A 14,499-nucleotide genomic window follows, 5' to 3' on the forward strand; every position below is an offset into this window, starting at 1 on the left:
AAGCCTCAGTCTGGCAAGCTCCGGAAGAGGGGAACGTGAGTTCGGAGGCCATTTACGGCATAAAAAAGCCAGCTAGATGCTGGCTTTACACTTACAGGTTTTTGTCTTTCATGTACTTATCCAGATCGGCGCGGGGCATTGGCACTTTGTCAGGGTTCGCGTTTATCCAACTCTGGAAAGCCTGCTTAATATCGGCGGTCCAGGCCTGATCGATCTGGCCGGGCGTAAATTTGCCTTCGCGCAACATCTGGTGGCCGAAATTATCTTTCAAGGCAATGAATTCGGCACTTAAGATGACTTTTTCGGCTAAGTGAGCAGGAATGAACACTACCCCCTCTTTCTTGGCCAGCACCAGATCGCCGGGCACTACCACGGCGCGGCCGATCCGTATGGGGCAATTTATGCAGGTCATGGTCATGTCCATGATGTAGCTGGGGTCATAACCACGTACCCAGCCGTTAAAACCGGAAATGTCTTCCAGCCCTTCCAGGTCGCGTACGCTACCGTCGAAGATGACGCCCGTTTTTGACTTGGCATAGATCGAATTGCCCAGATTGTCGCCAATCAGCGTGCCGCCCACAATCTTCCCCATGCCATCGGCTACGTAAACGTCGCCGTTCTGAAGCATATCAATGGGCCATGAGTTGGTGTTCCCTGAGCGCCCCTGCGTTTTGCCGAGTTCTTTAATGGGTTTTTCCATGTCGGGGCGGCTTGGCATATACTGGGCTGTCAGTACGCGGCCAACCATGGCATCGCCCGGCCGGATGATCTGCCAGTTGCCGTCGAACTGGTTGTTGTAGCCTTCGTTGCGCAATACGCCCCACGCCTCTTCCAGCGACACTTTTTTTAGCCGCGTCAGTAACGCATCAGACACGCGTGGCCGGCCATCTGCCGATCGTTCACCTTTCCAGTCGGCGGTGTAGAATTGTAGCTGTTCTTTCGATAACTGGATCTGGGCGAGCGCAGGCAGGCTAAACGCCGCCAGCAGGAGAGGTAAAATGACTGTCTTCATGTAAGTAGGTTGGCAGTTAGGAATTTGCTCATAGAAGGGCTGATTGTAAGTAAATTACTTAAAGTCGATAGTTTTAGTCCTAATAAATCCTGCTTAATAACCAATTTCATGAAAAAGTCCCTACTTGATTTTTTGCGTCAGCCTGCACCGCCGGATCGCCCGGCACTGACCACCTCGCCTCCACCGCTGATTGTGCCCAAAACGCCGTCAAGGCGTGATTTTATGCAAAAATCAGTGCTGGGCGGCCTTTCTGTCGGGTTAGCGTTTGACAACGTGAAAGGCCCGCACCGGGTCGATCAGGAACTGGAGTTCACGACCCAGCGAGTGAGCCGTGACTCGAAACCGTCGGACCTGAAAATCACGGACCTGCGCATTGCTCACTTGGACAAGGTGCCGTTTGGCAGCCCGATCATTAAGATCGAGACCAATCAGGGCCTTGTGGGCTGGGGAGAAGTGCGTGACGGAGCCAGCCCCAACTACGCGCTGATGCTGAAGTCGCGGTTGCTGGGCAAAAACCCCTGTAATGTGGAGCAGCTATTTAAGCTCATCAAACCGTTTGGCGGTCATGGCCGGGCGGCGGGTGGGGTCTGCGGCGTAGAAATGGCGTTGTGGGATCTGGCCGGAAAAGCGTTTAACGTACCTGTGTATCAGATGTTGGGCGGAAAATACCGCGATCAGGTACGTCTGTATGCCGATACACCCGAAGGCAAGACGTATGACGATTTCGCTGTGAATATGAAAAAGCGGAAAGGGCAGGGCTACACGTTCCTGAAAATGGATTTCGGTATCGGGATGCTGGCAGGCCAGAAAGATATGCTGGTTGGGGCCGACGTGTGGGATGTGGCTAACCAGTATGGCAACAGTAAACAGTCAAAGGTCGGCAACTATGGCATGACGAAACACCCGTTCACGCGCATTCAGGTAACAAAGAAAGGAATTGACAAACTGGTTGAACACGTTGGCAAAGTGCGCGAGATCGTGGGATACGATACGCCGCTTGCCGCCGACCATTTCGGCCATTTCGATGTGAACACGGCCATACAGATTGGCAAAGCGATGGAGCCGTTCCGGCTGGCGTGGCTTGAAGACCTGGTGCCCTGGTTCTATACCGACCAATGGAAGCAAATTTCAGACGCTATTGACACCCCCACGCTAACGGGCGAAGATATTTTCCTGAAAGAAGAATTTATTAAACTGATTGATAAGCGTGCCGTTGACATGATCCACCCCGATCTAGCGTCGTCGGGCGGAATTCTGGAAACCAAGAAAATTGGCGATTATGCCGAAGATGCGGGTATTCCGATGGCGATGCACTTTGCCGGCTCGCCAATTTCGATGATGGCGAACGTGCATTGTGCCGCCGCTACCGAAAATTTTGTGGCGCTGGAGCACCACGGCGTTGATGTGGAAGGGTGGGAAGATATCGTAACCGGCCTGAAACCTATTGTCGACAGCGGCTTCGTGAACGTACCTGATAAACCCGGCCTGGGTGTAGAATTGAACGAGGAGGCTGCTAAAAAATTCCTCAAAAAAGGCAGTACCTGGTTTGCCCCAACCGATGTCTGGAACACGAAAGACTCCTGGGATCGGGAGTGGAGCTAATATTTTAAGTTTACAGTTTTCTGTTTGTCGTTTACTGTTGCGCTGCTAGTTAACAGTTCGAGAATTAGCAGTGCAACAGTAAACGGCATACAGAAAACTGTAAACTAATTTTCTTCGCAGTCAAGCCAATCCTGACCGGGGTCGATCGGGGCTCCGTCGGGGGCGGCCAGAACGTTGTTGGCCATTGGCTGCTGCGGGTTGCTTTCGTACTGGTGAATCAGCCACAACAGTTGATTTGGGTAGCTTTCAGTTACCGTATAGTTGAGCGGAGCGGTTGGTTTATTCACCAGATAGTGCTGCCGGATACGCTGGATAGCGTCGTGGGCGGTGGCACGTACCCGGCTATCGGCGTCGCGGTTAGCCGCCAATTCGATCAGGCTTTCCAGCAGGCGCCGACTCGTTAGCTGGCGGATGGCTTCCGGGTACGTTGGCGCTTCGCCGAAGGTGCGACGCATCGGTTCGAAGGTAATCCCGATAAGCCCCGTCAGCAGGTCAGACAGGCCGGGCATGGCGGGGTTCAGTGCTTTCTGGTTTAGCAAACGCGCACATCGTTCGGGGTTCAGCAGCAAACGCAACGTCAGGTTGGCAGCCGCCTCGGGCGGGCCCATTGGGTCGAAAGTCAGGCCGGTGTGTCGTTTGAACACTTCGCGCGGGTTAGCGTCGATGCCGAACGCGCGCGGGGGGATCAGGCTCAAAATACCAGTTGGTACGGCCAGTACGGTGGGGTCCAGCGTGTTTAGCAGGGCACTCATGGCCCGGCGTTGCTGGTCGGGAGCGACCGTTTGGGTGACCAACTGGCCATCGCCCCGCAGCGCGTAGCTATACGTAACCCCACCCAGTACTTTACTGGCGGCTTCAATCTGATAGCGATGGAACATGTACATTGGCACCAGCACTTCTTCCAGATTGGCCATCGGCATACCCACCGGAATTTTTGATTCACTAAACTGGTTCAGAGCGATCTTGCGGATAGCCATAGTCCGTATCAGTTCACTGGTGGCGTCGGCGTTGCTGTCCCAGAGGTGGGTTTGGGGGTGAGCGCTGCCTTCGGGCCGGGCGTCCTGGTCGCTGAGGAATTTCAGGCCCCGCTTCAGGTAATTATCAATAATGGCTTTCAGGCCGGCTTTTTCGTCGGTACCCTTCGGAAAATCCTGGTAGCCGTAGGTAATTGCTACTTTATCCCATTCGCCAATGCCAACGGCATATACGCTATCGAGTTTCAGCGTATTATTTGGCCCAATGTCAACCTGCGGATGTGGGTAATCCATCACCGACGACCGGCTGATGGTGCTGGCAATGTAGTTGTGCGGCAGGCCCAGCGTGTGCCCAACTTCGTGAGCGGCCAGTTGACGGAGGCGGGCCAGCGCCATGGGCATGAGTGCTGCCGTGTCGGCGCTGTTGTTCTCGTAGCGAGCGGTTAGCCCCTGTGCAATGAGGTAGTCCTGGCGTACCCGCAGTGAGCCGAGGGTCACTTTCCCTTTCAGAATTTCGCCCGTCCGCGGGTCAACAATGCTGGCTCCGTAACTCCAGCCCCGAGTCGACCGGTGTACCCACTGAACCAGATTGTAGCGAACGTCCATCGGGTCGGCATCGGCCGGCAACAGTTTCACCTGGAAGGCGTCGCGGTACCCCGCTGCCTCAAACGCCTGATTCCACCACCTGATTCCATCCATCAGGGCTGAGCGGATTGGCTCGGGCGCGCCGGGGTCCATGTAGTAAATGATGGGCTTCACCGGATCGCTGAGGGCGGCGGTCGGGTCTTTCTTTGCCAGTCGGTGCCGAACCGTGTAGCGCGTGGTGATAGGCTGGCTAACGGGCGAAGCATAATCGTAAAAGTCGATGCTGTTCATGCCCGAGCGTGGGTCGAACAGGCGGGGTTTATACGTACCATCGAGCGGAGGGAGTTCAACAAATGAATGGTGCTGGCGCATACTCACGGCCGTAGGCGTGGGCACCACCTGCCGCAGATACGCGCCGGGTGCATCGCCGGTGAGTGTGATGGTCGCTTCGAATTCAGTATTCTTCGGAAATGCCTTTGTGCGGGGCAGATACATGGCGCAGCGGCTGGCATCGACCCGGAAAGAGCCCTGCCGAGTTTGCGTGATGGCCTGAATAGCCCCCACGGCGTCCTGAAGCAGGAATGGCGTCAAATCGACCAGCGCGTGCCCACCCTCTTCAGCCACAATCTCGAAGCCGGCGTGAACCGACTGGGCAAATGACTCGGCCACCGCCCGCCGTTCCAGTGAATCGGGGCTTAACGCCCGGTAGCCGTAGTTGGGCTCGATCAGTAAGATCTTGTTGCCGCTCCGCTCGAAGCGAACAACGTGTTCGGCCCCAAGTCGGCCCCGATCCAGGCCAATGTCGTTGGAACCCACGCCCTGTGCAAGGGTAGGGTAGTAGAGGAGTTCCTGCCCGAATTTGTCGATCTCGAGCCAGATCTTGCCTTTTTTGGCGTCCCAGTAATAGGTCAGAAAGCCCGGATGTTTCTCCATGCCCGTGGTAAACGTAGCAATAGTCTGAGCAACTAAGGGCTTGATCGCTAAAGCGAACAGTAGTGTAAACAGTAGGCGCATAGGTTGTATAATGAGTGTACTGGAAAAATAACCCGCGGGCGCTGTAATAGCAAAAAGGAACCTAAATGAGGAATTATTCGGCCTGAATATGGCCCTATTGTGCGCATTGGCTAATTAAATCCCGAAAACCAGCCCATTCCGGAAGTTCTGCTACGATGCAGAGCCCTGCGTTTCGTTATCTCAGTCAGTATGCCTTTGTTGTGTCATGTAGCCTGAAAGAGGTTTACCGTTATGAAATCTAAGTCTATCGATTAAATGAATGAAATTCTTGCTTTTGCCCGTCGCCGCTGGTATTTACTGGCTGCCTTTTTGGTCTTAGCCATTGCCATTGCTATCCGGCAGTATTCGTATCAGGGGCCGAATGGCGATGTATATATCTACTGGGCTGTTGGCGGGAAGTTTTTGGCCGACAAACCCCTTTATGAACCTGTACCCGGTTCGCAGGAGTTTCTGTATCCACCTGTGGCCGTGCTCTTTTGTCAGATTCTGGCCCTGATGCCGTTTCCGGTAGCCGTAGTTGCGTTTACCCTGTTCAACTTTGCAGCCTGGCTGGTCATTATCGCGCTGGTATATAAACTCCTGCGCTTTTACTTCCCCAACGCCAATCTACAGCTCGCCCTGATCATTGGTATCGTAGCCAGTATTCGTTATTTCTGGCACAATATCCTGTGGGTGAATGTAAACGAAGTGATTGCCCTGCTCTGCTTTGGCGGGTTGTATACGTACCTGAAAGGCCACCGTCTGGCTGCTCTGGGTCTGTTGACGCTGGCTATGTGGATCAAAGTGATGGCCCTGCTCATCGTGCTGACGCTGGTTTTTCGGAAGCCAAAGCAAACCATTATTCCGGTGCTGGGCTTTACGGTTCTCTTCGCTGTTATTCTGATTGGCTTCAGGGGGGTGAATCAGGGCATTCAGGATTATTTTGATTACTGGAACATCACCTTCAAACCGTTTCTGACCGGTAAGGTCTTCACCGACTGGATCGCGTTCGGGATCTCACCGTTGCTGTCAAAACTGCTGACGTCCCACGATGCCATCAACGGAATTGTTTACAATGTGGTTAGCTGGCCCCCGGCCGTAGTAGGCAAAATCAGTCTGGTTATTCGGCTAATTATTATGGGTGTAACTTACAGGTACGTCTGGCTAACCCGGAATCAACGTCAGTTACCTTTTTTGGCCATACTACTCACCTTCCTGACCATGCTGCTAGTATCCGGAGTAGCCTGGGAAGGACACCATGTTACGTTACTGCTTATCGTTGCCGGACTCTATCACCTGCTGACGGTCCAGCAGGCAACCAGCCTGCGCCGCTGGATGTGCGTCGTTGCCATTATGGTAGGGTTTATGACCAGCGACCTGCTCGGAAATCGCCTCTCCGATTACACCCAGGCTTATACGCTGATCACCTATAACGTCATTTTCCTGTACATCATCGCGGCGTGGTTGAGTGAGCGTAGTCTGTATGTGCTGAACGGGTCGGCTATGCGAAATCAGGTAGAAAGCCGATATGCTGATCAGCACGAACGGTAGCTTCGTTTTGTGTGGCGTAGTTAGTAGGTAATTCAGTTGTTTATCTTCTGAAAGAAACAGAGCGGCCATGACCCGGATAAACCTTATCGGTTAGTCATTGTCAAACTGCCAGATTTGCTTCCTGTTTCTTGTCTTACCCAATTAACTAACCTCTGATAATGGCACAATCGCCTAATATGTCGCGCGCTGACTTTCTGAAAACCAGTGCGCTAGCGTTATCGCTACCCCTATTGACCCGCTTCGACGCGCAGGCTAAACCCATTAAAAACGTAGGGCTGCAGTTATACACATTACGGAACGAACTGAGCAAAGACCCCGATTCTACGCTGAAGCGGGTAGCCGAAATTGGCTACAAGGAAGTTGAAACGTTCGGGTACAACGACGGTAAATTCTTCGGTAAAACGCCTCAGGCCTTTAAAGAACAATTAAAAAGTTTGGGGATGACATCGCCCAGCGGCCACTACATGCCCAATCAGTTGAAGAGCGGCTGGGAGAAAATTGTGGAAGATGCCAACACGATCGGTCAGAAATACATGGCCTGTGCGTATATCATGCCCGCCGATCGTAAGAAAGCTGACGACTACAAAGGCTTTGTTGATCTCTTCAACAAGGCGGCCGAAACGTGTCAAAAAGCAGGTATCCAGTTCGTGTATCACAACCACGATTTCGAATTCCAACCCCTCGACGGGCAGCTTGGCTACGATATCATTCTGAAGGGCACTGACCCGAAGATGGTGAAGATGGAGCTTGACCTGTACTGGACAACCATCGCCGGAAAAGACCCTGTTGAACTGTTCAAGCAGAACCCGGGCCGTTTCCCGCTGGTCCATATGAAAGATATTGCCAAGACTGAGAAGCGCGAATTTGCCGAAGTAGGTACTGGCTCTATTGATTTTCAGCGCATTCTCGATGCCGCTAAAACCGGTGGCGTTAAGCACTATTTTGTCGAGCAGGATGCCGTCACAAAAGGCACTCCGCTGGAGGCCATCGCGGTAAGCTTCAAAAACATGCAGAAGCTGAGCGTATAGCAGTAACGCATCGCCATTTTAATCAGAAAAAGCCAGGTAGATCACCTGGCTTTTTCTGATTCCGGGTACGTTGGCCGGAGACGACACAAAAAAAAGAGTCGGGCGAACCCAACTCCTTTCTTCACGGAAAAAGGCCTGTTACTTGGCGTAAGCCACCGACCGCATCTCGCGGATGACGGTCACTTTGATCTGACCCGGATACTGCATCTCTTTCTCGATCTTCTGCGAAATCTCGAACGACAACGTACCTGCGCGCTCGTCGGTGACGTGATCGGCATCGACCATCACGCGCAGTTCGCGACCGGCCTGAATGGCGTAGCATTTGACCACGCCCTGGAAATTCGTAGCTAATTCTTCGAGTTCTTTCAGGCGTTTAATATACGATTCCATCATCTCGCGGCGCGCTCCGGGGCGTGAGCCTGAAACGGCGTCACATACCTGAACGATCGGCGAAATCATGCTGGTCATTTCTATCTCGTCGTGGTGAGCACCGATGGCGTTGATCACCTCGGGGTTTTCCTTGTACTTCTTGGCTAACTCCATACCCAGCAGGGCGTGGGGTAGTTCAGCTTCTTCTGGCCATACTTTGCCAATATCGTGCAGCAATCCAGCCCGTTTAGCCAGTTTGGCGTTCAGACCAAGCTCGGCGGCCATCGTAGCGCAAAGTTTTGCCACTTCACGCGAGTGCTGCAGCAGGTTTTGCCCGTAGCTTGACCGGAAACGCATCCGGCCAATCATCTTGATCAGTTCGGGATGCAGGCCGTGAATGCCAAGGTCAATCACCGTCCGTTCGCCGATTTCGACGATCTCATCTTCGATGTTCTTACGGGTTTTCGCTACGATCTCTTCAATACGCGCCGGGTGAATGCGTCCATCCTGCACTAGCCGGTGCAACGATAACCGGGCCACTTCGCGCCGAACGGGATCGAATCCGGAAATGATGATCGCTTCGGGGGTATCGTCAACGATAATCTCAACGCCGGTAGCGGCTTCCAGCGCCCGGATGTTACGCCCTTCGCGGCCGATGATTTTACCCTTGATATCGTCTGATTCAATGTTGAAGATCGATACGCAGTTTTCAATGGCGTGCTCGGTGGCGGTACGCTGAATGGTATCGATAACCACCTTTTTCGCTTCTTTCGTAGCGGTCAGCTTCGCTTCTTCCAGCATGTTTTTCACGTAGGCTGAGGCCCGCGTATCGGCTTCGCCCTTCAAGGTATCGACCATACGTTCCAGCGCCTGTTCGGCTGAAAGGCCAGCGATTTTTTCGAGTTGCGACACCTGCTCGGCAAGCATCTTATCCGCTTCGGCCTGGCGGCGCTCTACATCTTCATTACGCTTATTTAGGGCTTCGACTTGCTGAGCCAAGGCATTTTTCTGCTGACCAACTTCGTTTTTGATCAGGTTGATTTCGTTCTTCAACTGATTCAGTTCGCCTTCGCGGGTACGTTGCTGGTCGGCCTGTTGAGCTAGTTGCTGTTCGCGCTGTTTCAGTTTGGCTTCGTTCTGTTGCAGGAGGCCGCGCTTCTCATTGGTTTGTTCTTCAAATTCAGATTTCAGGCGAAGAAATTTTTCTTTTGCCTCCAGCATACGGTCTTTCTTGATCGTTTCAGCCTGTAGCTCGGCAGTTTTCAGGATGTCGGCAGCTTTGGCCTCTGCTTCCTGCTGTTTATCGGCGATCGCGCCCTGGAGCGATTTTCGCCCCATAAAAACACCGATACCTGCGGCAATTACGCTACACAGGATGATCAGTATTATACTGGTCGTTGTCATTAATTGGTATCGTTTGGGTTGAACATAGTTCATTATGCACCCGCTGCAACACCGGTTCCCGTGTGGAGAAGAGGACCAACCTGCCGCCTAAACGAGGCTGGGCGTGATGGTCTGATTCAATTGGGCAATCCTGTCATAGATGCGATTCTGCATCTGTCGGGCCTGATCCTCCGATTTCAGGCTCGATACCAAACAATCAAGGGCCACCAGGGCCAGAATGTCTTGCGTGTCGCGCACGCCCCGGCTACGGTGTACCTCCATGCGTTCGCGAATAAGCTTACCAGCGTCGCGGAGGAAGACTTCCTCTTCCGGCAACGATTTAAAGCGGTAATCGCGGTCTGCAATTTTGATATGTATCGCTAGCCGTTCTTCCATTGTGTGTGTGTGGCACTGGCTGACCGGCCCAAACTGCTCGGGTCGGGGTACGCTATTGGTGTGTTATGACAAGGTACTCAGATGGGCAATGCACCGGTCAATATCCCGGATATACTCATCGAGTTTCTGCTTTACTTCTTCACGGGCAACCGCGTCGGGCAGGTTGCTGCTTACAAGTTTACTTAAATCTTTCGACTTTGTAAACGCCGGTGGAGCCTCCACCACTTTTTTCTGTTGCCGCTTCGACAGGTCCTGCTGCTCCCGAATCGTTTTTTGCTGGTCGGCGATTTCGCGTTCCAACTGCTCAATGCGTTGCTTCTGCTGCGCAACGCGCTCAGTCAGATCAAAGACTTTGTGTTCAAAATCTTCCAGCAATACAAAAAGTCTCGATTCAGAAACCATGTTTTTCTTGAGTCGTAAGTCGGCAAATCGATAGTCGTAAGTCGCGCTGCTATACTACGCAGAGGTGCATTTGCAGCGCGACTTACGACTATCGACTTGCCGACTTACGACTTATTTTCTAATTACTGCTCCTAATTCTTTTTCAAACTGGCTCATGAGCCGTTGCATTGTTTTGTCGATTACGGCGTCTGTAAGGGTTTGCGTGGCATCCTGAAGCGTAAAGCTCACGGCGTAGGCCTTCTTGCCGTTGCCCAGATTACTGCCCTCATACACGTCGAATACGTTGATACTCCGTAATAACTTCCGTTCCGTTTGGGTCGCCAGCTTCTGAATCTGCTCGAAGGAGACAGACTTGTCGATGACAAGCGACAAATCACGGCGTACCTCCGGGAACCGCGGAACGTCTACGTAACTGGTTTTGCCGCTGTATCGTTTGATTAACAAGGCCCAATCGAAGTCGGCGTAATAAACAGCCTGTTTCGCGTCGGCTAATTTAGCCAGCTTTGGCTGTACTAACCCGAACGTAACCACCGGTTTTTTATTAACTGTGTACGTAAGGCCGTACTGAAACTGCGCCGGATCGGCCGGTTGCTGGTCGGTTGGCTGAATACGAAGCGACGCGAGCACTATGTGGACAGCCGCTTTCAAATCATGAAAAGCTATTGACTGGCCTTTCTCCAGCCAGTTCTCAGCAGCCCTATCACCCACCATCGCTAAGGCTAACCGGGGCGACTCGTGGTATTTCTTTGATGACGTACCTGACTCGTTTTCGACCTGGCTGCTGCCATAGACCTTGCCAAATTCAAACAGCTTCAAATCGCGCTGACGGCGGTTGAGGTTGTACACCAGCGCTTCCAAAACCGAGAACAGCATGGTCTGCCGCATCACCGACAGTTCATCGCTCAAGGGGTTCAACAGCCGTACGTCGGTCAGTGGCAGGCTGGCACGGATGGCGTCGTGATACGCTGGACGGGTCATCGACAAGGACATGGCCTCAACGAATCCGTTGGCGGCCAGTACCTGACCTATTCGGCTCTGCAACTGGTTAACATCGGTGGTTGGGAATTCAGACAGCGTATTGGCCGACAGACTTGGCGACAACGGCACGTTATCGAGCCCGTAAATACGAAGAATCTCTTCAACCACATCGGCCTCACGCGTTACGTCGACACGGTAAGGCGGAACCAGCGCCACGAAACCTGATTCCGTCAGGTCAGCTGTCTGAATGTCGAGCGCGTTCAGGATTTGGATGATGCGCTCCCGGTCAATCTGAATGCCGATCAGCCGGTCGATGTTGCGATAGGTGATGGGAACGCGGAAATCGGCAATAGGCTGCGGGTAGATGTCGACTATGTCCGACGTCACGCTGCCACCCGCTACTTCCTGAATGAGCAGGGCCGCGTATTTCAGCGCAAATGGGGGCATGTTAGGATCCGTTCCGCGCTCGTACCGGAAGGAGGCGTCGGTTTTAAGGCCATGATGCTGGGCTGTTTTCCGAATGGAAGCGGGGGAGAAATAAGCGCATTCCAGGAAAATCCGGGTCGTTTTCTCGGATACGCCCGACGTTTTTCCGCCGAACACCCCGCCAATACACATACCGTCCGATTCGCCGTTGCAGATCATCAGATCAGTAGCCGACAGTTTCCGTTCCACGCCATCGAGGGTCGTGAACAACGTACCTGCAGGCAAGGTTTTTACCACCACTTCGCCGGTCGTAATGGCGGCGGCATCGAACGCGTGCATGGGTTGCCCCAGGCCGTGACACACAAAATTGGTAACATCGACGATGTTGTTGATCGGTGTGAGGCCAATGCTAAGCAGGCGTTGCTTCAACCACTTTGGCGATTCACTAACCGTGAGGCCGCTCATCGTCAGGCCCGTGTAACGCGGGCAGGCTTCCGCGTCTTCAACACGTACCTGAAGCGTGAAATCGGTAGAGGCTACGGCAAACGCATCGACAGATGGCCATTTCACCGGGATATCCAGCACGGCGCGCAGATCGCGGGCTACGCCGAGGTGCGAAGCAGCATCAGCGCGGTTAGGCGTCAGACCGATTTCGATGCGCGAATCGGCTTCAAGATCAAAGAATGTAGCGGCAGGTGTTCCGTTGGGTACGTCGGTCGTGAGCACCATAATGCCCGCGTGCGATTCACCCAGGCCGATTTCATCTTCAGCGCAGAGCATGCCTTCCGAAGCAGCTCCCCGGATTTTGGCCTTTTTAATGGCAAACGGCTCTCCGTTTTTTGGATGAAGCGTAGCGCCCACGGTGGCTACTACAACACGCTGACCCGCCGCTACGTTGGGCGCGCCGCAGACGATGTTCAGGGGTTGTTCGCCGCCCACGTCGACGGTAGTGATGCTCAGCTTGTCGGCATCGGGGTGGCGCTCGCAGGTCAGAACGGTGCCGATAACAACGCCCGAGAGGCCACCGGGAATCAGATCGACTCGTTCGATACCATCAACTTCAAGACCGGTACTGGTGAGAATATGATCCAGTTCGTCTGGTGTTTTATCCACATCGATAAACTGGGTAAGCCAACTATATGAAATGTTCATGTGTCTATCAAAAAGCCCGACTGGCAGGAGTCGGGCGAAACCAATTGATGACAAAAATAAGCAAGCTTACACGGTTTCGTGTGAATCAGGCTAAAGGAAATCAGTAGGTAATGGCAGATAACATGCGCTGGTGCAGGTACGTTACCCTGTAGGCGTGCGCGACCAGAATGGTGGCAGCAGTGCAAAATCACGTTATTTTTGGCAGTTAGCAAACGCCTTAACCGTCTGTGATATGCCAATTCCAACCTGCCTGCGCATTGCCTGCTTCCTGCTGTTGCTGACCGTCAGCGGCTGCGATAAATCAGCCAAGAAAGCCGATCAGACGGCCGAGACAGTGACTGCCTCCGTGTATCAGCCGCATCCGTATGTGGAGGTGAAACATCCCGACTGGAGCAAAAACGCGACGATCTACCAGGTCAACCTGCGTCAATACACGCCGGAAGGCACGTTTAAGGCCTTTGCTGCCCATCTGCCCCGGCTAAAAGACATGGGCGTTGATATTATCTGGCTGATGCCCATTCAACCGATTGGCGTGAAAAATCGGAAGGGTACGATGGGTAGCCCCTATTCGGTAAAAGACTATTACGGCGTAAACCCGGAACTGGGTACGATGGCTGATTTCAAGGCATTGGTAGCTCAAATTCACAGTATGGGCATGCACGTCATTCTCGACTGGGTGGCTAACCATTCGGCCTGGGATAACGCCCTGACAACCGAGCACCCGGACTGGTACACTAAGACCACCGACGGTAATTTTCAGCCAACGCCCTGGTACGATTGGGAAGACATCATCGATTTCGATTACAACAAACCCGGTATCCGGCAATACATGACCAACGCCCTGACCCATTGGGTACGTGAAACGGATATTGATGGCTACCGCTGTGATGTGGCCGGGTTCATGCCGGTCGATTTCTGGGAAAATGCCCGCAAAGAGCTGGACGCCATCAAGCCCGTATTCATGCTGGCCGAATGGGAATCGCGCGACCTTCACAAGCGGGCCTTCGATATGACCTATTCGTGGAGCCTGTATGACCAGATGCACAACACCACGATGGATAAAAAAGGAATTGGCGGGCTGGTCGAATACATGGCGCACGATGTCAGTACGTTTCCGCAGGATGGATACCGGATGTTGTTTACCGACAACCACGACAAGAATTCGTGGACGGGTACGCCTTTTTCGCAGTTCGGCAAAGGGTTGGATGCCTGCATCGTGCTAACGGGAACCGTTAATGGCATGCCGTTGGTCTATAGCGGCCAGGAAGCGGGCAACCCGAAGCAGTTGAAATTCTTTGAGAAAGACGTCATCGAATGGAAGAAGCATCCAAACTTCGATCTGTACAAAAAACTGTTTGCCCTGAAGCATAAAAACCACGCCCTCTGGAACGGGGCAGAGGGTGGTGAGATGGTGCGGATTTTTAATGACAAACCAGATCAGGTCGTTTCGTTTTCCCGCGAAAAAGCAGGTGATCGCGTGGTGGTGATCGTGAACATGAGCGACAAGCAGACCATCGTAGCGCTCCAATCAAAAAATCAGGCGGGTACGTATCAGAACCTGTTCAAGCCCATCCAGAATGTACTGACCGGAAAAGACCGGTTCGCCATGACGCCCTGGGGATACACGGTGCTGGTGCAGGGGAAATGA

10 protein-coding genes are annotated in these 14,499 nt (G+C 53.2%); 4 read left to right on the forward strand and 6 right to left on the reverse strand.

Translation table 11 applies throughout. From position 1 onward, the window contains the following. Positions 1-91 precede the first annotated feature (91 nt). Positions 92-1,012, reverse strand: coding sequence for an RraA family protein (locus J2I46_RS27605; RefSeq protein WP_207332332.1), 921 nt, complete (start codon positions 1,010-1,012; stop codon positions 92-94). A 222-nt stretch (positions 1,013-1,234) separates the two neighbouring features. On the opposite strand from J2I46_RS27605, the gene J2I46_RS27610 reads away from it, so the two are divergent. Further along, complete coding sequence (locus J2I46_RS27610; RefSeq protein ID WP_229379991.1) at positions 1,235-2,614, forward strand: mandelate racemase/muconate lactonizing enzyme family protein; 1,380 nt, start codon at positions 1,235-1,237, stop codon at positions 2,612-2,614. Positions 2,615-2,718: 104 nt separating this feature from the next. Here the strand turns inward: J2I46_RS27610 and J2I46_RS27615 are convergent, their stop codons facing one another. After that, positions 2,719-5,187, reverse strand: a complete 2,469-nt coding sequence (locus J2I46_RS27615) for a zinc-dependent metalloprotease (RefSeq protein ID WP_207332334.1) — start codon at positions 5,185-5,187, stop codon at positions 2,719-2,721. Positions 5,188-5,442: 255 nt separating this feature from the next. Between J2I46_RS27615 and J2I46_RS27620 the strand changes: the two genes are divergently transcribed. Both J2I46_RS27620 and J2I46_RS27625 read left to right on the forward strand, forming a co-directional pair. Next, a complete protein-coding gene (locus J2I46_RS27620; protein ID WP_207332335.1) occupies positions 5,443-6,717 on the forward strand; it encodes a glycosyltransferase family 87 protein in 1,275 nt (424 codons plus the stop codon). Positions 6,718-6,875: 158 nt separating this feature from the next. Further along, positions 6,876-7,745 (forward strand): sugar phosphate isomerase/epimerase family protein, encoded by an 870-nt coding sequence (locus tag J2I46_RS27625; RefSeq protein ID WP_207332336.1) that lies wholly within the window; start codon positions 6,876-6,878, stop codon positions 7,743-7,745. A gap of 138 nt (positions 7,746-7,883) precedes the next feature. Here the strand turns inward: J2I46_RS27625 and rny are convergent, their stop codons facing one another. The 4 genes from rny to pheT form a co-directional block, all read right to left on the reverse strand. Then, the gene (gene rny, locus J2I46_RS27630) at positions 7,884-9,518 is read right to left on the reverse strand and encodes a ribonuclease Y (RefSeq protein ID WP_207332337.1); all 1,635 of its coding nucleotides are present in this window, start codon (positions 9,516-9,518) and stop codon (positions 7,884-7,886) included. Between the two features lie 87 nt (positions 9,519-9,605). Beyond that, a complete protein-coding gene (locus J2I46_RS27635; RefSeq protein ID WP_207332338.1) occupies positions 9,606-9,893 on the reverse strand; it encodes a cell division protein ZapA in 288 nt (95 codons plus the stop codon). A gap of 63 nt (positions 9,894-9,956) precedes the next feature. Further along, entirely contained in the window at positions 9,957-10,295 is a 339-nt protein-coding gene (locus J2I46_RS27640) for a hypothetical protein (RefSeq protein WP_207332339.1), read from the reverse strand. A gap of 111 nt (positions 10,296-10,406) precedes the next feature. After that, on the reverse strand, positions 10,407-12,851 hold the full coding sequence (gene pheT / locus J2I46_RS27645) for a phenylalanine--tRNA ligase subunit beta (RefSeq protein ID WP_207332340.1): 2,445 nt from the start codon (positions 12,849-12,851) through the stop codon (positions 10,407-10,409). 232 nt (positions 12,852-13,083) lie between these two features. On the opposite strand from pheT, the gene J2I46_RS27650 reads away from it, so the two are divergent. Continuing rightward, positions 13,084-14,499: an alpha-amylase family glycosyl hydrolase gene (locus tag J2I46_RS27650; protein WP_207332341.1), complete on the forward strand. Its 1,416-nt coding sequence runs from the start codon at positions 13,084-13,086 to the stop codon at positions 14,497-14,499.

Source organism: Fibrella forsythiae, assembly GCF_017353175.1.
GTDB lineage: Bacteria > Bacteroidota > Bacteroidia > Cytophagales > Spirosomataceae > Fibrella > Fibrella forsythiae.

What these genes read in the sequence shown, in the direction of transcription:
- J2I46_RS27605 (WP_207332332.1), bottom strand. Translation starts at nt 1,012, where the DNA reads ATGAAGACAGTCATTTTACCTCTCCTGCTGGCGGCGTTTAGCCTGCCT.
- J2I46_RS27610 (WP_229379991.1), top strand. Translation starts at nt 1,235, where the DNA reads ATGCAAAAATCAGTGCTGGGCGGCCTTTCTGTCGGGTTAGCGTTTGAC.
- J2I46_RS27615 (WP_207332334.1), bottom strand. Translation starts at nt 5,187, where the DNA reads ATGCGCCTACTGTTTACACTACTGTTCGCTTTAGCGATCAAGCCCTTA.
- J2I46_RS27620 (WP_207332335.1), top strand. Translation starts at nt 5,443, where the DNA reads ATGAATGAAATTCTTGCTTTTGCCCGTCGCCGCTGGTATTTACTGGCT.
- J2I46_RS27625 (WP_207332336.1), top strand. Translation starts at nt 6,876, where the DNA reads ATGGCACAATCGCCTAATATGTCGCGCGCTGACTTTCTGAAAACCAGT.
- rny (WP_207332337.1), bottom strand. Translation starts at nt 9,518, where the DNA reads ATGACAACGACCAGTATAATACTGATCATCCTGTGTAGCGTAATTGCC.
- J2I46_RS27635 (WP_207332338.1), bottom strand. Translation starts at nt 9,893, where the DNA reads ATGGAAGAACGGCTAGCGATACATATCAAAATTGCAGACCGCGATTAC.
- J2I46_RS27640 (WP_207332339.1), bottom strand. Translation starts at nt 10,295, where the DNA reads ATGGTTTCTGAATCGAGACTTTTTGTATTGCTGGAAGATTTTGAACAC.
- pheT (WP_207332340.1), bottom strand. Translation starts at nt 12,851, where the DNA reads ATGAACATTTCATATAGTTGGCTTACCCAGTTTATCGATGTGGATAAA.
- J2I46_RS27650 (WP_207332341.1), top strand. Translation starts at nt 13,084, where the DNA reads ATGCCAATTCCAACCTGCCTGCGCATTGCCTGCTTCCTGCTGTTGCTG.